This is a genomic window from Klebsiella grimontii, from assembly GCF_900200035.1.
Classification (GTDB): Bacteria; Pseudomonadota; Gammaproteobacteria; order Enterobacterales; family Enterobacteriaceae; genus Klebsiella; species Klebsiella grimontii.
Genome location: NZ_FZTC01000015.1, coordinates 644,669 through 664,512 on the forward strand (window position 1 = coordinate 644,669; position 19,844 = coordinate 664,512).

14 protein-coding genes and 7 tRNA genes are annotated in these 19,844 nt (G+C 54.6%); 3 read left to right on the plus strand and 18 right to left on the minus strand.

Annotation, left to right across the window (positions count from 1 at the left end; translation table 11 throughout):
* Positions 1-94: 94 nt before the first annotated feature.
* From KOSB73_RS10780 to miaB, 6 genes are all read right to left on the minus strand, one after another.
* Positions 95-1,006 (minus strand): amino acid ABC transporter substrate-binding protein, encoded by a 912-nt coding sequence (locus KOSB73_RS10780; protein ID WP_004130441.1) that lies wholly within the window; start codon positions 1,004-1,006, stop codon positions 95-97.
* 356 nt (positions 1,007-1,362) lie between these two features.
* The gene (lnt, locus tag KOSB73_RS10785) at positions 1,363-2,901 is read right to left on the minus strand and encodes an apolipoprotein N-acyltransferase (protein WP_024358806.1); all 1,539 of its coding nucleotides are present in this window, start codon (positions 2,899-2,901) and stop codon (positions 1,363-1,365) included.
* Positions 2,902-2,923: 22 nt separating this feature from the next.
* Positions 2,924-3,802: a CNNM family magnesium/cobalt transport protein CorC gene (gene corC / locus KOSB73_RS10790; RefSeq protein WP_004130445.1), complete on the minus strand. Its 879-nt coding sequence runs from the start codon at positions 3,800-3,802 to the stop codon at positions 2,924-2,926.
* A 98-nt stretch (positions 3,803-3,900) separates the two neighbouring features.
* Positions 3,901-4,368: an rRNA maturation RNase YbeY gene (gene ybeY, locus KOSB73_RS10795; RefSeq protein WP_024358805.1), complete on the minus strand. Its 468-nt coding sequence runs from the start codon at positions 4,366-4,368 to the stop codon at positions 3,901-3,903.
* Positions 4,365-5,411 (minus strand): PhoH family protein, encoded by a 1,047-nt coding sequence (locus KOSB73_RS10800; RefSeq protein ID WP_004134159.1) that lies wholly within the window; start codon positions 5,409-5,411, stop codon positions 4,365-4,367. Before KOSB73_RS10800 ends, ybeY begins: the two co-directional genes overlap by 4 nt.
* 143 nt (positions 5,412-5,554) lie before the next feature.
* Positions 5,555-6,979 carry a tRNA (N6-isopentenyl adenosine(37)-C2)-methylthiotransferase MiaB gene (miaB, locus tag KOSB73_RS10805; RefSeq protein ID WP_024358804.1) on the minus strand — a complete coding sequence of 475 codons (1,425 nt, stop codon included), beginning with the start codon at positions 6,977-6,979 and terminating at the stop codon, positions 5,555-5,557.
* A 208-nt stretch (positions 6,980-7,187) separates the two neighbouring features.
* Between miaB and ubiF the strand changes: the two genes are divergently transcribed.
* Positions 7,188-8,363 carry a 3-demethoxyubiquinol 3-hydroxylase gene (gene ubiF, locus KOSB73_RS10810; protein WP_049130966.1) on the plus strand — a complete coding sequence of 392 codons (1,176 nt, stop codon included), beginning with the start codon at positions 7,188-7,190 and terminating at the stop codon, positions 8,361-8,363.
* Between the two features lie 109 nt (positions 8,364-8,472).
* Here ubiF and KOSB73_RS10815 read toward each other — a convergent pair.
* From KOSB73_RS10815 to nagB, 12 genes are all read right to left on the minus strand, one after another.
* Positions 8,473-8,547, minus strand: a tRNA-Gln gene (locus KOSB73_RS10815).
* Positions 8,548-8,644: 97 nt separating this feature from the next.
* A tRNA-Gln gene (locus KOSB73_RS10820) sits at positions 8,645-8,719 on the minus strand.
* A 45-nt stretch (positions 8,720-8,764) separates the two neighbouring features.
* Positions 8,765-8,841, minus strand: a tRNA-Met gene (locus tag KOSB73_RS10825).
* A 21-nt stretch (positions 8,842-8,862) separates the two neighbouring features.
* Positions 8,863-8,937 (minus strand) — tRNA-Gln (locus KOSB73_RS10830).
* Between the two features lie 34 nt (positions 8,938-8,971).
* Positions 8,972-9,046, minus strand: a tRNA-Gln gene (locus tag KOSB73_RS10835).
* Between the two features lie 35 nt (positions 9,047-9,081).
* Positions 9,082-9,166 (minus strand) — tRNA-Leu (locus KOSB73_RS10840).
* An 8-nt stretch (positions 9,167-9,174) separates the two neighbouring features.
* Positions 9,175-9,251 (minus strand) — tRNA-Met (locus KOSB73_RS10845).
* Positions 9,252-9,480: 229 nt separating this feature from the next.
* Complete coding sequence (gene asnB / locus KOSB73_RS10850; protein ID WP_004130452.1) at positions 9,481-11,142, minus strand: asparagine synthase B; 1,662 nt, start codon at positions 11,140-11,142, stop codon at positions 9,481-9,483.
* Between the two features lie 278 nt (positions 11,143-11,420).
* Positions 11,421-12,173, minus strand: a complete 753-nt coding sequence (locus KOSB73_RS10855; protein ID WP_024358802.1) for an HAD-IIA family hydrolase — start codon at positions 12,171-12,173, stop codon at positions 11,421-11,423.
* Between the two features lie 45 nt (positions 12,174-12,218).
* Positions 12,219-13,439, minus strand: coding sequence for a DNA-binding transcriptional regulator NagC (gene nagC / locus KOSB73_RS10860; protein ID WP_024358801.1), 1,221 nt, complete (start codon positions 13,437-13,439; stop codon positions 12,219-12,221).
* 8 nt (positions 13,440-13,447) lie between these two features.
* Positions 13,448-14,596, minus strand: a complete 1,149-nt coding sequence (nagA, locus tag KOSB73_RS10865; RefSeq protein WP_004134149.1) for an N-acetylglucosamine-6-phosphate deacetylase — start codon at positions 14,594-14,596, stop codon at positions 13,448-13,450.
* Between the two features lie 60 nt (positions 14,597-14,656).
* Positions 14,657-15,457, minus strand: a complete 801-nt coding sequence (gene nagB, locus KOSB73_RS10870; RefSeq protein ID WP_004130458.1) for a glucosamine-6-phosphate deaminase — start codon at positions 15,455-15,457, stop codon at positions 14,657-14,659.
* A gap of 312 nt (positions 15,458-15,769) precedes the next feature.
* On the opposite strand from nagB, the gene nagE reads away from it, so the two are divergent.
* Together nagE and glnS are read left to right on the plus strand one after the other, a co-directional pair.
* Entirely contained in the window at positions 15,770-17,722 is a 1,953-nt protein-coding gene (gene nagE, locus KOSB73_RS10875) for a PTS N-acetyl glucosamine transporter subunit IIABC (protein ID WP_098140506.1), read from the plus strand.
* Positions 17,723-17,900: 178 nt separating this feature from the next.
* Positions 17,901-19,568, plus strand: a complete 1,668-nt coding sequence (glnS, locus tag KOSB73_RS10880) for a glutamine--tRNA ligase (RefSeq protein WP_004134144.1) — start codon at positions 17,901-17,903, stop codon at positions 19,566-19,568.
* Positions 19,569-19,844 lie beyond the last annotated feature (276 nt).

The window sequence follows — 19,844 nt, forward strand, 5'->3', positions numbered from 1 at the left end:
TCGCGGCCGCTGGGGAACGACCAGCCGCCGTATAGTCTGTCCGCGCCGTGGCAACAATCGGGAGGGCAGGATTCCCCGCCCTTTGTTTTTTTAATTAGTTAAGAGCTTTGTCGTTAGGTGATTTGAACAGCGCTTTCATTTCGTCAGAGAGTTCAAAGTTCATATTCAGATTCTTTGGCGGAATAGGATTTTTAAACCACTTATCGAACCATTTTTCGGCTTCACCGGAAGTCTGAACATGGGCAACCGTGTCGTCCACCAGCGTTTTGAACTGCGGATCGTCTTTGCGCAGCATGCAGCCATAGGCTTCCTGAGACTGAGCGGTACCGACAATCTCCCAGTTATCCGGTTTCTTCGCTTTCGCACGTTCACCCGCCAGCAGAGCGTCATCCATCATAAAGGCCACCGCGCGACCGCTTTCCAGAGTACGGAAGGAGTCACCGTGATCTTTTGCGCTGATAATGCGCATATTCATTTTTTTCTCGTCGTTCAGCTTGTGCAGCAGAATTTCCGAGGTGGTGCCGGAGGTGACGACGACGGCTTTATCCTTCAGATCCGGGAAATCTTTAATCGCACCGCCTTTTTTCACCAGCAGACGGGTACCGACAACGAAAATGGTGTCGGAGAACGCTGCCTGTTTTTGACGTTCAAGGTTGTTGGTGGTGGAACCGCATTCGAAATCATAAGTGCCGTTTTGCAGCAGCGGAATACGGTTTTGTGAGGTGACCGGGATCAGTTTGACCTGCAGATCCGGTTTGTTCAGCTTCTTCTTAATGGCATCAACGATCGCGTTCGAGTAGTCCTGAGAGTAGCCGACGACCTGCTGTTTGTTGTCATAGTAAGAGAACGGAACGGATGATTCACGGTGACCGACGACGATAACGCCGTTTTTGGCAATTTTATCCAGAGTGCTCTGGCCAGCGGTGGATGCCGCATCTTCTGCATGCGCCGCACCGGCGGTCAGTCCCATGACCAGCATTGCTGCGGCCAGTTTACGTAATTGCATATCCGACTCCTTATCCTCAGCGCCATCAGACGCTATTGATACCCATTGTGAATGTGTGTGCTTTTTATTGCTGCCGTCTTTGCGTGCAGCATTTGTATGTGTTTGTTAGCATTTAGTTTGGCTTAATGTAAAGATTTTGCTCTTATATTGTTGATTTTTGCGAAGCGCACCGCACCATTTAAAGGCAAAAATCCCCCATTGCACCAAAATAGCGCAGCATGGCGATCGGTGGTGGTGCAACCAGGTTGTACCCTCAAGGATCGCGCTGCTACATCAATTTATTAAGCAATGGTCGTGCCAAAATGGACAAGAAGGAGAGGTGACCGCGGCGACGAATGCCGCCGCGGGAGAAGCAATTAGCGACGGCGCTGGCGCAGACTCATCAGCAGCGCTGCAAAGCCAAACAGCGCGGTTAACGCCCACAGCGGCCAGTTCCCCGTACGCGCGTACGGCGTCAGCCCTGAAGTCGGGGTCACTTTGGTGGTCAATACGGCGCGGGTGAACTGCGGGATCATCTCCTGTATTTCACCGCGCGGGCCGATGACCGCGGTAATGCCGTTATTGGTACTGCGCAGCAGCGGACGGGCCAGCTCCAGCGCGCGCATCCGCGCCATCTGGAAGTGCTGCCACGGACCGATAGATTTGCCGAACCACGCGTCATTAGAGATGGTTAACAGGAAATCCGTATCCGGGCGGAAGTTATCCCGCACCTGCTCGCCAAGAATGATCTCATAGCAGATAGCCGCCGTCAGACGCATATTATGCGCAACCAGCTGCGGCTGCACGTAAGGCCCGCGGCTGAAAGAGGACATCGGCAGATCGAAGAACGGCGCCAGCGGACGCAGAATTGATTCCAGCGGCACAAACTCACCGAACGGCACCAGATGGTTCTTGTTGTAGCGATTCTTTGAGTCGTAGCTGTATGGGTTATCTTTGCCCAGCGTAATAATGGTGTTGTACGTATCGTAGCGATTCTGCGCGTTCAGGCGCGCGTCGACGATACCGGTAATCAGCGCGCTGTTTTTCGACCGCATCAGATCGTCCATCATGCTCAGGAAACGCTGCTGATTGATTTCCAGATCGGGAATTGCGGACTCCGGCCAGACGATCAGCTGCGATTTACCCATGTGCGGTTGGGTGAGATCCAGATAGGTTTTCAGGGTGTTGAGCAGCTGATTCTGGTCCCATTTCATCGCCTGGGGGATATCGCCCTGTACCAGCGAAACCGTGGTTGCGCGTTCCGGCAGCGGTTGATACCACTGAATATAGCGAAGCGGGAAGGGCAGGGCGAACAACACGACGGCGGCGATCAGCGGCTTCCAGCTACGCTGCGCGATAGCGAGTACCAGCAGGCCGCTGACGAGCATCAGCAGGAAGTTAATCGCCTCAACGCCCATCACGGGCGCCAGGCCTTTAAGCGGGCCGTCGATTTGACTGTAGCCGAACTGTAGCCACGGGAAGCCGGTGAGCACCCAGCCGCGCAGAAATTCGCTGATTTGCCAGACCACCGGCGCGGCGATGGCCACGCGTATCCAGCTGGTTTTCGGCCACAGGCGCGAAAGAATACCGGCGAATAACCCGGTATAGAGGGAGAGATACGCGGCCAGCAGAATCACCAGGAAAACGTTAACCGGACCGGGCATGCCGCCGAACTGCGCGATACTCACGTAAACCCAGTTAATACCCGAGCCGAATAGCCCGAGTCCCCAGAAATAGCCAATCGCGGCGCTTTGTAAAGGACGGCGGTTGAGCGTTAAACCCTGCAGGCCAATTAGCGAAATAATCGCCGCCGGCCAGAAGTCATAAGGTGAAAAAGCCAGCGTTCCGCTGGCTCCGAATAACAGCGCCAGCAGCAGGCGTACGCGCTGGCGTTCAATAAGAGAGGCAAATACCATTTAGGTTAATCGTCCCGTTGGATTAGTCTTCCAGCTTCGGCTGCGGGGCATCATCAGGAAGCTTTACATGTACCTGAATAATACGTCGGCTGTCAGCCATTGCGACCTTGAATTGGTAACCATCAATGTCGATAGACTCGCCGCGGGCAGGCAGATGACCAAACGCCTGCATCACCAGGCCGCCGATGGTGTCGACCTCTTCATCGCTGAAGTGGGTGCCGTACGCTTCGTTGAAGTCTTCGATTGAGGCCAGCGCGCGCACCGTCCACGTATGGCGGCTTAGCTGACGGAAATCGATGTCTTCTTCTTCGTCGTATTCGTCTTCGATTTCACCGACGATCAGCTCAAGGATGTCTTCAATGGTCACCAGACCCGAGACGCCGCCAAACTCATCGATAACGATAGCCATATGATAACGCTGGGAGCGGAACTCCTTCAGCATGCGGTCAACCCGCTTGCTTTCAGGCACGACAACCGCCGGGCGCAACACTTTTTCCATGCTGAAGGCTTCGGCATCGCTGCGCATAAACGGCAGCAGATCTTTGGCCATCAGAATCCCTTCAATGTGATCTTTATCTTCGCTGATCACCGGGAAACGCGAGTGGGCGGATTCGATGATCACATCGAGGCACTCGTCCAGCGTCTGGTTGCGTTTCAGGGTAATCATCTGCGAGCGGGGGATCATGATGTCGCGGACGCGCTGGTCGGCGATATCCATTACCCCTTCGAGCATATCGCGCGTATCTTCGTCGATAAGGTCGTTTTGCCCGGAATCACGGATCAGCGCCAGCAGTTCGTCACGATTTTTGGGTTCACCGTGAAAGAGCTGGCTGAGTAACAGGGAGAAGAATCCCTTTTTGCTGTTTACTGTGTCGCTACTGTGTGAATTGTCGTCGCTCATGGCGTCGTATGGGTTCTCATGTTGATTAAATAGTCGCTCGTCACGCGTATACTCAGCGCCCGGCATAGCGGCCAGTCGCCGGCAAAGCCGGCAACGGGTTATTCCTTCTCGGCAATGTACGGATCCTCATAGCCCAGAGCAAGCATTATCTCTGTTTCGAGGGATTCCATCTCTTCCGCTTCTTCGTCGATGATGTGGTCATAGCCCAAAAGATGCAGGCTACCGTGGACCACCATATGCGCCCAGTGCGCTTCCAGCGGTTTGCCTTGCTCTTTCGCTTCCTGTTCAACCACCTGACGGCAGATAACCAGGTCGCCAAGGAGCGGCATTTCGATGCCCGGCGGGGCTTCGAACGGGAAAGAGAGCACGTTAGTCGGTTTATCCTTCCCGCGATAGGTCAGGTTCAGCTCGTGGCTTTCCGCTTCATCAACCAGACGAATCGTCAGCTCCGACTCCTCCTGAAACTGCGGGATAACGCTATCGACCCAGCGCTGAAACAGGGCTTCATCCGGCATTCCGCCGTTATCTTCGCAAGCCAGCTGTAAATCGAGAATGACCTGACTCATTTATGCTCCTGTTCCTGGGCTTCGCGTTTGCGCTCGGCGGCCAGCTCTGCTTTACGTTTCTGGTCTGCTTCTTCCCAGGCTTCATAGGCGTTAACGATACGGGCAACCACCGGATGGCGCACGACATCTTCGCTGTGGAAGAAGTTGAAGCTAATCTCATCGACTTCTGCCAGCACTTCAATTGCGTGGCGCAGGCCCGATTTGGTGCTGCGCGGCAGGTCAATCTGCGTGACGTCGCCAGTGATAACCGCTTTAGAGTTAAAGCCGATACGGGTCAGGAACATTTTCATCTGTTCAATGGTGGTGTTCTGGCTTTCGTCGAGAATGATAAACGCGTCGTTCAGCGTACGGCCGCGCATATAGGCCAGCGGCGCGACTTCAATCACGTTGCGTTCAATCAACTTTTCGACTTTTTCGAAGCCGAGCATTTCAAACAGCGCGTCGTACAGCGGTCGCAGGTACGGGTCCACTTTCTGGCTCAAATCGCCGGGCAGGAAGCCCAGTTTTTCGCCGGCCTCAACCGCCGGACGGGTCAGAAGAATACGGCGGATCTCCTGACGCTCCAGCGCGTCCACCGCGGCGGCGACCGCCAGGTAGGTTTTCCCGGTACCGGCGGGGCCGACGCCGAAGGTAATGTCGTGGTCGAGAATATTGGCGATGTACTGCGCCTGATTCGGCGTACGCGGCTTAATCACGCCACGTTTGGTTTTGATATTGATGGCCTTACCGTAGTCCGGCACGCTTTCGGCGCTTTGCTCAAGCACGCGGGCTTCTTTAATCGCCAGATGAATTTGTTCCGGTTCAATATCCTGAATCTCGCCGCGCATTGGCGCGGTGTCGACGTACAGACTGCGCAGGATATCCGCCGCAGCGGTGACGCAAATCGGTCGACCGGTCAGTTTAAAGTGGTTGTCACGACGGTTAATCTCGATGCCGAGACGGCGTTCCAGCTGTTTAATGTTGTCATCAAACGGGCCGCATAGGCTCAGCAGACGGGCGTTGTCTGCGGGCTCAAGGGTGATTTCGCGAGTGTCTGTGTTCAAACTGTTCCTCTTATGCATAGGTAGCCAGAAGATGGCCTGTCAGGAAATTATTCACGTCATCGGAATATGGCGCAAGCATCCCTGTAGATATTGGGTTGAGGAGAGGAAATACAAGGCCTGCCGGAGCGGCAGGCCTGAACGGATTATGGCTGGTAGATACCGACGCCCAAATCGTTTTCTTTACGGGTGCGGGCAATCACCGACTCCGGGGTTTCCGCGATGCGCAGACCCATTTCGTCCTCGGTGCGCACCACTTTACCGCGCAGGGAGTTTGTCCAGACGTCGGTGATTTCGACGTCGACAAACTTGCCGATCATCTCAGGCGAGCCTTCGAAGTTCACCACGCGGTTATTCTCGGTGCGGCCAGACAACTCCATGATGCTCTTGCGTGAAGTGCCTTCCACCAGAATGCGCTGCACGGTGCCGAGCATACGGCGACTCCAGGCCGTCGCCTGCTGATTGATACGCTCCTGCAGAATATACAGACGCTGCTTCTTATCCTCTTCCGGTACGTCGTCGACCATATCGGCCGCCGGCGTTCCCGGACGCGCAGAGAAGATGAAGCTGTAGCTCATATCGAAATTCACATCGGCGATCAGTTTCATGGTCTGCTCGAAATCCTGCGTGGTTTCGCCAGGGAAGCCGACGATAAAGTCGGAGCTGATCTGAATATCCGGGCGCGCCGCGCGCAGTTTGCGGATAATCGCTTTATATTCCAGCGCCGTGTGGGTTCGGCCCATCAGGTTCAGCACGCGGTCAGAACCGCTCTGCACCGGCAGGTGCAGGAAGCTGACCAGCTCTGGCGTATCGCGGTAAACCTCGATGATATCGTCGGTGAACTCGATCGGATGGCTGGTGGTAAAGCGGATCCGATCGATACCGTCGATCGCCGCAACCAGACGCAGCAGATCGGCAAAGCTGCCGGTGGTGCCGTCGTAGTTTTCCCCGCGCCAGGCGTTCACGTTCTGCCCGAGCAGGTTGACTTCACGCACGCCCTGTGCCGCCAGCTGGGCGATTTCAAACAAGATATCGTCGCTTGGGCGGCTCACTTCCTCGCCGCGGGTGTAAGGCACCACGCAGTAGGTGCAGTACTTGTTGCAACCTTCCATGATGGAAACAAAGGCGCTTGGGCCTTCGGCGCGCGGTTCCGGCAGGCGGTCGAATTTTTCGATTTCCGGGAAGCTGATATCGACGACCGGGCTGCGGTTGCCTCGTACCGAGTTAATCATTTCCGGCAGACGGTGCAGGGTCTGCGGCCCAAAAATAATATCGACATAATGGGCGCGTTGGCGAATATGGTCGCCTTCCTGAGAAGCCACGCAGCCGCCAACGCCGATGATCAGATTGGGATTCTTCTCTTTCAGCAGCTTCCAGCGTCCTAGCTGATGGAATACTTTTTCCTGAGCCTTCTCACGGATTGAGCAGGTATTGAGCAGCAGCACATCCGCTTCTTCCGCCACTTCAGTGAGTTGATACCCGTGGGTGGCATCCAGCAGATCGGCCATCTTTGATGAATCGTATTCGTTCATCTGACAGCCCCAGGTTTTAATATGGAGTTTTTTTGTCATCGACTTGCTCATGCTTAATTAGGTATACCCAAAGTCAGCGTCTTCACCGGATGTTGCTCTGCAATGTGAAGGGTGACGGATATAAAGCCAGGATTGCAGGGCGCGTATTGTAATGCTTTGACCGCGCCCTGACCAGTACGACCGTAATCACCACAAGCCGAATAAAAATCCGGTAAACTGAGGGGATTCGGGTTTAAGGATAATAGCCATGACAATTCATGCAACAGATGTCGTTATCGTCGGCGGCGGAATGGTTGGCGGCGCCCTGGCGCTTGGCCTGGCGCAGCAGGGCTTTACGGTGACGGTTATTGAAAAAAACGCGCCACCGGCTTTTGATGCATCTTCACCGCCTGACGTGCGTATTTCGGCAATCAGCGCCTCATCGGTAGGGCTGCTGAGAGGACTCGGCGTCTGGGATAGCGTGCGGAAAATGCGCGCTCATGCCTATCGCCAGCTCGAGACCTGGGAGTGGGAAAGCGCCCACGTTGTCTTCAACGCTGCGGAGCTGAAGCTACCTGAACTGGGCTATATGGTGGAAAACAACGTCCTGCAGCTTGCCCTGTGGCAGGCGCTGGAAGCCCATGAGCGCATATCGCTGCGGGTGGGGACATCGCTCCAGGCGATGCGGCGCGAAGAAATGTACACGTCGTTAACGCTGACTGACGGCAGCCAGATCGATGCGCGTCTGGTGGTGGGCGCGGACGGCGCCAGTTCGCAGGTGCGGCAGCTGGCCGGAATCGGCATCCACGCGTGGCAGTATCAGCAATCCTGTATGTTGATAAGCGTACAGTGCGCGGGCGATCCCGGCGACAGTACCTGGCAGCAGTTCACCCCAGCGGGGCCGCGCGCGTTTTTACCGCTGTTTGACCATTGGGCTTCGCTGGTGTGGTACGACGCGCCGGCGCGGATCCGCCAGCTGCAGGGCATGAGCATGGCTCAGCTACAGCAGGAAATTACTCGTCACTTCCCGTCGCGGCTGGGAGAGGTTACGCCGCTGAGCGCGGGCGCCTTCCCGCTCACCCGCCGCCACGCATTGCAGTATGTGAAGCCGGGGCTGGCGCTGGTGGGCGATGCTGCGCACACCATTCATCCGCTGGCGGGGCAGGGGGTGAACCTCGGCTATCGCGATGTCGATGCGCTGCTTGATATTCTTGGCAGAGCAAAAGCGCACGGCGAGGAGTGGGCCAGCCTGCCGGTACTTAAGCGCTACCAGACGCGGCGTCAGGCGGACAACTTTATTATGCAGTCGGGAATGGATCTGTTTTACGCCGGATTCAGCAACGACCTGCCGCCGGTGCGTATGCTGCGAAATTTAGGGCTGATGGCGGCCGAGCGCGCCGGCGGATTAAAGCGTCAGGCGTTGAAATATGCGTTAGGTTTGTAACGAGAAAGACCCCGGCTTGCAAAGGTGAGGTCGGGGTGCGGAACGGTGATGCGCATAGCGTAAACGCCAAAAAGCAAAAAGCTCGCCGAAGCGAGCTTTTTGCTTTTGTTGGCTGGGGTACGAGGATTCGAACCTCGGAATGCCGGAATCAGAATCCGGTGCCTTACCGCTTGGCGATACCCCAATTTTACGTTGACCATTTCGTACCAGGGTCAAACCGGTGGCTTAGCGCCTGGAAATACTCCAACGAGTGCGCGCACAGCGTGAGCGACTTTTAAAATTGGCTGGGGTACGAGGATTCGAACCTCGGAATGCTGGTATCAGAAACCAGAGCCTTACCGCTTGGCGATACCCCAACAATTCTTTTGGATTTATCGAACTGAATCAATAATTCCTTTGTATGGTGGCTACGACGGGATTCGAACCTGTGACCCCATCATTATGAGTGATGTGCTCTAACCAGCTGAGCTACGTAGCCAAAATCTTACTCTATTTTCGATGGCTGGGGTACCTGGATTCGAACCAGGGAATGCCGGTATCAAAAACCGGTGCCTTACCGCTTGGCGATACCCCAATACCGTCGCGGTGAACCGCAAACATCGAAAATATGGCTGGGGTACCTGGATTCGAACCAGGGAATGCCGGTATCAAAAACCGGTGCCTTACCGCTTGGCGATACCCCAACAAAAATTTTTTACTGCCAACGCGAAAGAGTAAATGGTGCGGGAGGCGAGACTTGAACTCGCACACCTTGCGGCGCCAGAACCTAAATCTGGTGCGTCTACCAATTTCGCCACTCCCGCAAAAAAGATGGTGGCTACGACGGGATTTGAACCTGTGACCCCATCATTATGAGTGATGTGCTCTAACCAGCTGAGCTACGTAGCCATCTTTTTGCGCGTTACCTTATCGGCGTTGCGGGGCGCATTATGCGTATTGAGCCTTGAAGCGTCAACCCCTTTTTCATCGAAAATGGGCTGAACGTAACTGTTTGGTTAGGTTGCGAACAGCGTGGCGCAATAATCGGCAATTATTGGTTATTTATCGTTTTTAACGGCTTAAATAAGGCACAAAACAAAAACGGACTCCGAAGAGTCCGTTTGGAAAACCGCGCCGGTTAGTAGGCCGACTGATGTACGCCAACCGCGCGTCCTGACGGATCGTTCATTTTTTTGAAAGATTCGTCCCACTCAATCGCTTTTGCTGAAGAGCATGCGACGGAAGGGCCGCCAGGAACGCATTCGGCCGCGCTTGGAACCGGGAACAGCTCTTCGAAGATCTCACGGTACAGATACGCTTCTTTCGATGATGGCGTGTTGTACGGGAAGCGGAAGCTGGCGGTTTCCAGCTGCTGATCGGAAATTTGTTCAGCGGCCACTTCTTTTAAAGTATCGATCCAGCTGTAACCGACGCCATCAGAGAACTGCTCTTTCTGGCGCCAGGCGACGCTTGCCGGCAGGTAAGATTCAAAACATTCACGCAGGACATGTTTTTCCATTTTACCGTTGCCGCACATTTTGTCCTGCGGGTTGATACGCATTGCCACATCGAGGAATTTCTTATCCAGGAACGGCACGCGCGCTTCAACGCCCCATGCGGACATCGCTTTGTTGGCGCGAGCGCAGTCAAACATATGTAGCGCCTGCAGCTTGCGTACGGTCTCTTCGTGCAGCTCTTTGGCGTTTGGCGCTTTATGGAAATAAAGGTAGCCGCCAAATACTTCGTCAGAACCTTCGCCAGACAGCACCATTTTGATGCCCATGGCTTTGATTTTACGCGACATCAGGTACATCGGCGTTGACGCGCGAATCGTCGTCACGTCATAGGTTTCAATGTGATAGATAACATCGCGAATCGCGTCCAGGCCTTCCTGCACCGTAAAGTGGATTTCGTGGTGCACGGTGCCCAGATGGTTAGCCACTTCCTGCGCGGCTTTCAGATCGGGCGCGCCTTCCAGACCGACGGCGAAGGAGTGCAGCTGCGGCCACCAGGCTTCTGATTTTTCCTGATCTTCGACGCGGCGCGCGGCATATTTTTTGGTGATGGCGGAAATCACCGATGAATCCAGGCCGCCGGAGAGCAGGACGCCGTAAGGGACATCGGACATCAGGTGGCTTTTCACCGACTCTTCCAGCGCCTGACGCAGTTCGTTTTTGTCCGTGACGTTGTCTTTGACCGCGTCATAGTCGAACCAGTCGCGCTGATAGTACTCGCGGATTTCGCCATCTTTGCTCCACAGGTAGCTGCCTGCCGGGAACTCTTTAATCGTGCGGCATACCGGAACCAGCGCTTTCATTTCTGAGGCAACGTAGAAGTTGCCGTGTTCGTCGTGACCCATATACAGCGGGATGATGCCGATGTGGTCGCGACCAATCAGATACGCGTCTTTTTCGCTGTCGTAGAGAGCGAAAGCAAACATCCCCTGCAGATCGTCGAGGAAGTCCGGACCTTTTTCCTGATACAGCGCGAGGATAACTTCGCAGTCGGAACCGGTCTGGAACGCATAGCGGTCGCCGTATTCCGCGCGCAGCGCCTGGTGGTTGTAGATTTCACCGTTAACGGCGAGGGCGTGAGTTTTTGCAGCGTTGTACAGCGGCTGCGCGCCGGCGTTCACGTCGACGATTGACAGGCGTTCATGCGCCAGGATGGCTTTATCACAGGCATAGACGCCTGACCAGTCCGGACCGCGGTGGCGCATCAGGCGGGAAAGCTCCAGTGCCTTTTTACGCAGCTCACCCGCGTCAGTTTTAATATCCAGTACGCCAAAAATCGAACACATAGCCTTCTCCGTTACCCTGTCTTGTTTGATGTTGTGCAGGCTTCGTCTAATCGCGAAGCCTCAGTGCATGCTTTAGAAAATGCCGCAAAGGGGCGAAGGGCGCAAGGGGTTTACGCCAGCAAAAGAAAATAACGCAATTGTGATTGTCGAATAGTGAAAAAAGAGTATGTTTTGAGCGCTTTTGTTGATGAATATTCAGTAATAACGCTTTTCTTTTAGATGAAAGCGTTCAGAAGAGGCTTGAAAATAAGAAACCACGTCGCAGGACGTGGTTTTATTTAGAAAATATCGATTTCCGCAACCGATGGATAAATCCAGGATGGGCGGAACGGCATGCTGTCGATATCATCAAGCGTGGCTACCCCGGAAAGCACCAGAATGGTTTCCAGACCGGCCTGGAAACCCGCCAGAATATCCGTGCGCAGGTTATCGCCGACGATGACCGTCTGTTCTGAATGCGCCTGCATTTTGTTGAGCGCGGAGCGGATAATCCACGGGCTCGGTTTACCCACGTAGAACGGCTTGCGGCCGGAGATTTTTTCAATACCGGCGCACAGCGCGCCGCAGGCCGGGTAATAGCCGCGACCGTGGGTATCGGGGTTAGTGGCGATAAAGCGCGCGCCGTTAGCGACAAAAAAAGCGGCCTTATGCATCATCTCCCAGTTAAAGGAGCGCGTCTCACCGACGATAACAAAATCCGGATTGACGTCGGTGATGGTAAAGCCGGCTTTGTACAGTTCGTGAATCAGCGCGCCTTCACCGACCACATAGGCTTTTTTGCCTTCCTGACGGCGCAGAAAATCGGCAGTGGCCATCGCCGAGGTATAAAAGGCGGTATCAGGGACATCGATTCCCGCCGTCGCAAAGCGGTTTGCCAGGTCCTGCCCGGTTTGCGAAGGGTAGTTGGTCAGCATCACCAGCGGCATCTCTTTTTCGAGAATGCGCTTGATGAATTCAGCGGCGCCCGGCACGGCCACATTGTCGTGCATCAGCACGCCGTCAATATCACAAATTATGTTTTGAATGGTCATGAACTGTCCGACATCGTTGGAGAAAGGCGAAACTATAAAGCGGCTTTAGCTTTCCAGCAAACGCTGGAGCAGAGTCCCGTTGAGCATCGCGCGCTTGACCAGGGCAAAAGCGCCGATGGCTGAACGATGATCGAGCGTGGATCGCACTACCGGCAGATTTTTGCGAAATGCCTTCAGGGCCTGGGTATTGATACAGGCTTCAATCGCCGGCAGGAGAACTTTCTCCGCTTCCACGATCTCCCCGGCAATCACCACTTTTTGCGGATTAAACAGGTTAATGGCGATAGCGATGGTTTTACCCAGATGACGGCCAACGTGCTCGATCACCTCGCAGGCCAGCGCATCGCCTTTATTTGCGGCTTTGCAGATCGTTTTTATCGTGCAGTCATCGAGGGAGATTTTGCTCTGATAACCCTGCTCCAGCAGATGACGAACGCGATGTTCAATGGCGGCGTTGGCGGCGACGGTTTCCAGACAGCCGAAGTTGCCGCAGTGGCAGCGCTCGCCCAGCGGGTCGACCTGGATATGGCCGATTTCCCCGACGTTACCGTTACGGCCAATAAAAATCCGCCCGTTGGAGATGATCCCTGCGCCGGTCCCACGGTGTACGCGCACCAGAATGGAGTCTTCACAGTCGTGGCTCGCACCAAAGTAGTGCTCCGCCAGCGCCAGGCTACGAATATCGTGCCCGACATAGCAAGTGACTTTAAAGCGTTTTTCCAGCGCTTCAACCAGCCCCCAGTTCTCCACCTGAATATGCGGCATATAGCGAATGACGCCGCTTTCCGGATCGACCAGCCCCGGCAGGATCACCGAAATGGCGATTAGCTCGCGGATTTTGCGCTGACAGCTCTCCATAAAGGAGGCGATGATGTTGAGCAGGGCGTGTTCCAGCGTTTCCTGGGTTCTTTCCGGCAGCGGGTAGTGCTCTTCTTCGAGGGTCTTACTGCTTAAATCATAGAGCGTCAGGGTGGCGTCATAGCGGCCAAGACGTACGCCGATGGCGTGAAAGCTGCGGGTTTCGGCAATAATTGAGATAGCGCGGCGGCCCCCGGTGGAGGCCTGCTGATCGACTTCTTTGATCAGTCCGCGTTCAATAAGCTGACGCGTAATTTTGGTTACGCTGGCAGGGGCAAGCTGGCTTTGTTCCGCAATCTGGATACGCGAGATGGGGCCGTGCTGATCGATGAGCCGATAGACGGCCGCGCTGTTCAGCTGTTTTACGAGATCGACGTTACCAATTTGAGCCTGTCCGCCTGCTGTCATACTTTTACTTACTCAGTGACGACCTCGTTACCATTAACGATGGTCTTGGTGATTTTATAATCGCGGGTGAATGCGGTCAGGTTAGCGACCATCCCCGGGGCAATGCTGCCTAACTGTTTGTCTACGCCAATGGCGCGGGAAGGGTAGAGCGTCGCCATACGCAACACTTCATCCAGCGCAATGCCGCAATGCTCAACGAGGTTACGCACCCCTTCAATCATGGTCAATGAAGAGCCGCTGAGGGTACCGTTCTCATCTACGCACAGGCCGTTCCGGTAGTATATTGTTTTACCAGCAAAAATGAACTGCTCAATATTGGCACCCGCCGGCGCCGTTGCGTCGGTGACGAGGCACAGCTTGTCGCCTTTCAAGCGTTTAGCGAGGCGGACGTTAGCGTAATCGACGTGCATGCCATCGACGATGATACCGCAGTAGACATCCGGTTCGTCGAAAATCGCCCCGGCCAGACCCGGTTCGCGGCCGGTAATATACGGCATAGCGTTAAACAGGTGGGTGGCAAACGTAATCCCGGCGCGAAAACCGATTTTCGCTTCTTTTAGCGTCGCGTTGGAATGACCGGCGGAGACGATGATACCTGCGGCCACCAGTTTGCGGATAACATCTGGTTCAACGCGTTCCGGCGCGAGGGTGATTTTGGTTATTACATCCGCGTTTTCGCACAGGAAATCGACCAGCGCGGCGTCCGGTTTACGGACGTAATCCGGGTTATGGGTGCCTTTTTTGACAATATTCAGCCACGGGCCTTCAAGATGCAGGCCCAGCGCCTGGTTGGGATGCTTTTGCAAATACTCGCGCATCACGCGGACACCCTGTTTCATCAGGTCATCGCTGGCGGTAATGAGCGTGGGCAGATAGCTGGTGCAGCCGGAGCGTTCATTCGCCTTCTGCATAATTTCCAGCGTTTCAACGGTGACCGCATCCGCCGTGTCGTTGAACTGCACGCCGCCGCAGCCGTTAAGCTGGACGTCGATAAAACCGGGGGCAAGGATCGCACCATTAACCGAGCGCTGTTCGATCCCGGTGGGCAGCTCAGTCTGCGGACAGATACGTTCGATAAGGCCATTGGCGATAACAATCGCATGGTCATCCAGAATTTCATGACCGGTATAAATCCGGCCTTGGGTTAATGCATACATTACGACCCCCGGTTGTCAAAAATGGTTGTCCCGCAGGGTCTGCTGCGGGACGAAACTACATTACAGACCTTTGATATTTTCGGCTTCTAATTCGTTGAAATATTTCAGTGTCTTAACTTTCAGTTCCATAGTGGACGGCTCATCGCAGACGACAACCGCTTTCGGGTGCAGCTGCAGACAGGTGATGGTCCACATATGGTTTACGTTGCCTTCCACCGCCGCCTGCAGCGCCAGCGCTTTCTGATGACCCAGCACCAGAATCATCACTTCTTCCGCGTCGAGCAGCGTGCCCACGCCAACGGTCAGCGCATATTTAGGCACCTGGTCAACGTCACCGTCGAAGAAACGGGAATTCGCTACGCGAGTATCGTGGGTCAGGGTTTTGATGCGTGTGCGTGAAGCCAAAGAAGAGGCTGGTTCGTTAAAAGCGATGTGGCCATCGTTACCCACGCCGCCCATAAACAGGTGGATTTTACCGTAAGAACGAATTTTTTCTTCATAGCGACGGCATTCTGCATCAATATCCGGCGCGTTACCATTCAGCAGGTTAATATTTTCCGCCGGGATATCAACGTGATCAAAGAAGTTGCGATGCATAAAGCTATGATAGCTTTCCGGGTGCTCTTTCGGCAGGCCTACGTACTCATCCATGTTGAAGGTGACGACATGCTTAAAGCTAACCTGGCCTGCTTTGTGCATCTCAACCAAGGCTTTATAAGCGGTCAGAGGCGTGCCGCCGGTAGGCAGACCGAGGACAAACGGGCGGTCCGCTGTCGGTTTGAACGCATTGATGCGGTTAACGATATGCCGAGCAGCCCATTTACCGACTTGTTCAGCTGTTACCAGGGGGATCAGTCTCATTGTTCACCTCTATAGTTAAATTAGAACCTGGCGGATTGGCCCCAGCATACTATTAAGAGTATCGCAGTAACTGCGCCGACCGGGGTCAATCCGTGTTGATTTTTTGAATGATAAAATAAGTTTTCGTTGTTAGCCAGTCAAAGGCGGGGGTGAATACGATATTTGGTGACTATTGTCACAAAAAATACCCATTTAATTTGCGAGACGAATTAATTTTTCAGACACTTTGCAGGTAAGTTAAAAAATTAACCAGGTTACACAATAATAAAGTGGCTTTAGTGAGCCTCATCGGGGTCTCATAGGGGGAATAAGATGAATATTTTAGGTTTTTTTCAGCGTCTCGGTAGGGCGTTACAGCTCCCTATCGCAGTGCTGCCGGTCGCGGCGCTGCTGCTGCGATTCGGTCAACCGGATCTGCTTAACATTTCGTTTATCGCCCAGGCGGGCGGGGCAATCTTTGACAACCTGGCGCTGATTTTCGCTATCGGCGTCGCATCCAGCTGGTCGAAAGACAGCGCTGGCGCCGCGGCGCTGGCGGGGGCGGTAGGTTACTTCGTTTTGACCAAAGCGATGGTCACCATCAACCCGGCCATCAACATGGGCGTGCTGGCGGGTATCATTACCGGTCTGGTCGGCGGCGCCGTGTATAACCGCTGGTCAGGTATCAAACTGCCTGACTTCCTGAGCTTCTTCGGCGGCAAACGTTTTGTGCCCATCGCCACCGGCTTCTTCTGTCTGGTGCTCGCAGCCATCTTCGGCTACGTCTGGCCGCCGGTGCAGAACGCCATTCATGCCGGCGGTGAATGGATTGTCGGCGCGGGCGCGCTCGGCTCCGGTATCTTTGGTTTCATCAACCGCCTGCTGATCCCGACGGGTCTGCATCAGGTGCTGAACACCATCGCCTGGTTCCAGATTGGTGAATTCACCAACGCTGCTGGTGCGGTGTTCCACGGCGACATCAACCGCTTCTATGCGGGTGACGGCACCGCGGGGATGTTCATGTCCGGCTTCTTCCCGATCATGATGTTCGGTCTGCCGGGTGCGGCGCTGGCGATGTATTTCGCAGCCCCGAAAGAGCGTCGTCCGATGGTCGGCGGTATGCTGCTATCGGTGGCCATCACCGCGTTCCTGACCGGTGTGACCGAACCGCTGGAATTCCTGTTCATGTTCCTGGCGCCGCTGCTGTACCTCCTGCACGCCATCCTGACCGGTATCAGCCTGTTCGTTGCGACGGCGCTGGGTATCCACGCGGGCTTCTCCTTCTCCGCAGGCGCCATCGACTATGTTCTGATGTACAGCCTGCCGGCAGCCAGTAAAAACGTCTGGATGCTGATCGTGATGGGCGTCGTGTTCTTCGTTATCTACTTCCTGCTGTTCAGCGCGGTTATCCGCATGTTCAATCTGAAAACGCCGGGTCGTGAAGATAAAGTGGATGACGTGGTCACTGAAGAGGCCAATAGCAATACCGAAGAAGGTTTAACCCAGCTGGCGACCAACTACATCGCGGCGGTCGGCGGTACGGATAACCTGAAAGCGATTGATGCTTGTATTACCCGTCTGCGTCTGACCGTGGCGGACTCTGCGCTGGTTAACGACGCGGCCTGTAAGCGCCTTGGCGCTTCCGGTGTGGTTAAACTGAACAAGCAGACCATCCAGGTTATCGTGGGCGCGAAAGCGGAATCCGTGGGCGATGAAATGAAGAAAGTGGTTGCCCGTGGCCCGGTTGCCGCAGCGGCTGCAACGTCTCATAGCGCACCCGTAGCCGCTCAGGCAGTTAAACCACAGGCTGTTGCTAACGCGAAGACTGTCGAAGCGCTGGTTTCGCCGATTACCGGCGACATTGTGGCGCTGGAGCAGGTTCCGGATGAAGCCTTCGCCAGCAAAGCCGTCGGCGACGGCGTGGCGGTAAAACCGACCGATAAGATTGTTGTTGCGCCGGCGGCGGGCACCGTGGTGAAGATTTTCAACACCAACCATGCTTTCTGTCTGGAAACTGAAAACGGTGCGGAAATCGTCGTCCATATGGGCATCGATACCGTTGCGCTTAACGGCCAGGGCTTTAAACGCCTGGTGGAAGAGGGCGCGGAAGTGAAAGCGGGTGAGCCGATTCTGGAACTGGATCTTGAGTTCCTCAACGCTAACGCGCGTTCGATGATTAGCCCGGTCGTCTGCAGCAACAGCGACGACTACAGCGCGCTGGTTATCCAGGCAACCGGTAAGGTTGTTGCGGGCCAGACGCCGCTGTACGAAATTAAAGGCAAGTAAGACTCCTGAGTGGCGTTTATGCCTCAGCGGCGCAGCGAAAGCTGCGCCGCTTTTTTTTACCGCAAACACCCCCATAATCTCCTTCTAATCGCTATTTTGCGTAACTAATAGTTGTCTCTACGCCCTGCTTGTAAGATCATGTGCCGTTATACGTTGTTTACGCTTTGAGGAACCCACGATGAGTGAGGCAGAAGCCCGCCCGACTAACTTTATTCGTCAGATCATTGATGAAGATCTGGCTACTGGTAAGCACACCACCGTTCATACCCGTTTCCCACCGGAACCGAACGGCTATCTGCACATTGGCCACGCGAAGTCTATTTGCCTGAACTTTGGCATCGCCCAGGATTACCAGGGCCAATGCAACCTGCGTTTCGATGACACCAACCCGGTGAAGGAAGATATCGAATACGTTGAGTCGATTAAAAACGACGTGCAGTGGTTAGGTTTCCACTGGTCCGGGGATGTTTGCTACTCGTCTGATTATTTCGATCAGCTGCACCAGTATGCGGTTGAGCTGATCAATAAAGGTCTGGCCTACGTTGACGAACTGTCAGCGGAGGAGATCCGTGAGTACCGCGGCACGCTGAAAGAGCCGGGTAAAAATAGCCCGTACCGCGATCGCAGCGTGGAAGAGAATCTGGCGCTGTTTGAAAAAATGCGTAGCGGCGGATTTGCTGAAGGTAAAGCCTGCCTGCGCGCAAAAATCGATATGGCCTCTCCGTTTATCGTCATGCGCGATCCGGTGCTGTACCGCATTAAGTTTGCCGATCACCACCAGACCGGAAGCAAGTGGTGCATCTACCCGATGTACGACTTCACCCACTGCATCAGCGATGCGCTGGAAGGGATTACCCACTCTCTATGTACCCTTGAGTTCCAGGATAACCGCCGCCTGTACGATTGGGTGCTGGATAACATCAGCATTCCCGTGCATCCGCGCCAGTACGAATTCTCGCGCCTGAATCTCGAATATACCGTGATGTCCAAGCGTAAGCTGAATCAACTGGTGACCGAGAAGCACGTTGAAGGCTGGGATGACCCGCGTATGCCGACCATCTCCGGTCTGCGCCGCCGCGGCTATACCGCTGAATCTATCCGCGAGTTCTGCAAACGTATCGGCGTGACCAAGCAGGACAACACTATCGAGATGGCGTCGCTGGAATCCTGCATTCGTGAAGATCTGAACGAAAACGCCCCGCGCGCGATGGCGGTTATCGACCCGGTTAAGCTGGTTATCGAAAACTATCCGCAGGGCGAAAGTGAAATGGTGGCCATGCCGAACCATCCGAACAAGCCGGAGATGGGCAGCCGCGAGGTGCCGTTCAGCGGCGAAATCTGGATCGATCGCGCCGACTTCCGTGAGGAAGCGAACAAGCAGTACAAGCGTCTGGTGCTGGGTAAAGAAGTTCGTCTGCGTAACGCTTACGTGATTAAAGCGGAACGCGTGGAGAAAGATGCGGAAGGCAATATCACGACTATCTTCTGCACCTACGATGCCGACACCCTGAGCAAAGACCCGGCCGACGGTCGCAAGGTGAAGGGCGTGATTCACTGGGTGAGCGCGGCGCACGCGCTGCCGGTAGAAATCCGCCTCTACGATCGCCTGTTCAGCGTACCGAACCCGGGCGCGGCGGAAGATTTCCTCGCGGTGATGAACCCGGAATCGCTGGTTATTAAACAGGGATTCGCTGAGCCGAGCCTGGCGCAGGCGCAGGCGGAAAAAGCCTACCAGTTCGAGCGTGAAGGTTATTTCTGCCTGGATAGCCGCTATGCCACCGCAAGCCATCTGGTGTTTAACCGCACCGTCGGCCTGCGCGATACCTGGACGAAAGTCGGCGCGTAGCTATTCGCCATCATTAAGAACGCCGCTAACTGCGGCGTTTTTTTTATTCAGAATCAGCGAATTAAATTACCATATTTTCGCGATGCGAATTAATCTTGTTTACAGATTGTAATAAGCGTTATTTTTAATCCTTCCGGCATATCCCCTGAAATCAGGTGATCACTTTCATTTCTATTGATTTTCTCTGTTTTTGCAAGCACTTCCACGCTAAATGTGTGATGTCTAAGACTGAAACATAAAGACATAAATTATGTGCGCTTTGTCATAATCTTCATC

Coding starts and splice junctions, on each gene's coding strand:
- KOSB73_RS10780 (WP_004130441.1), bottom strand. CDS start 1,006: ATGCAATTACGTAAACTGGCCGCAGCAATGCTGGTCATGGGACTGACC.
- lnt (WP_024358806.1), bottom strand. CDS start 2,901: ATGGTATTTGCCTCTCTTATTGAACGCCAGCGCGTACGCCTGCTGCTG.
- corC (WP_004130445.1), bottom strand. CDS start 3,802: ATGAGCGACGACAATTCACACAGTAGCGACACAGTAAACAGCAAAAAG.
- ybeY (WP_024358805.1), bottom strand. CDS start 4,368: ATGAGTCAGGTCATTCTCGATTTACAGCTGGCTTGCGAAGATAACGGC.
- miaB (WP_024358804.1), bottom strand. CDS start 6,979: ATGACAAAAAAACTCCATATTAAAACCTGGGGCTGTCAGATGAACGAA.
- ubiF (WP_049130966.1), top strand. CDS start 7,188: ATGACAATTCATGCAACAGATGTCGTTATCGTCGGCGGCGGAATGGTT.
- asnB (WP_004130452.1), bottom strand. CDS start 11,142: ATGTGTTCGATTTTTGGCGTACTGGATATTAAAACTGACGCGGGTGAG.
- KOSB73_RS10855 (WP_024358802.1), bottom strand. CDS start 12,173: ATGACCATTCAAAACATAATTTGTGATATTGACGGCGTGCTGATGCAC.
- nagC (WP_024358801.1), bottom strand. CDS start 13,439: ATGACAGCAGGCGGACAGGCTCAAATTGGTAACGTCGATCTCGTAAAA.
- nagA (WP_004134149.1), bottom strand. CDS start 14,596: ATGTATGCATTAACCCAAGGCCGGATTTATACCGGTCATGAAATTCTG.
- nagB (WP_004130458.1), bottom strand. CDS start 15,457: ATGAGACTGATCCCCCTGGTAACAGCTGAACAAGTCGGTAAATGGGCT.
- nagE (WP_098140506.1), top strand. CDS start 15,770: ATGAATATTTTAGGTTTTTTTCAGCGTCTCGGTAGGGCGTTACAGCTC.
- glnS (WP_004134144.1), top strand. CDS start 17,901: ATGAGTGAGGCAGAAGCCCGCCCGACTAACTTTATTCGTCAGATCATT.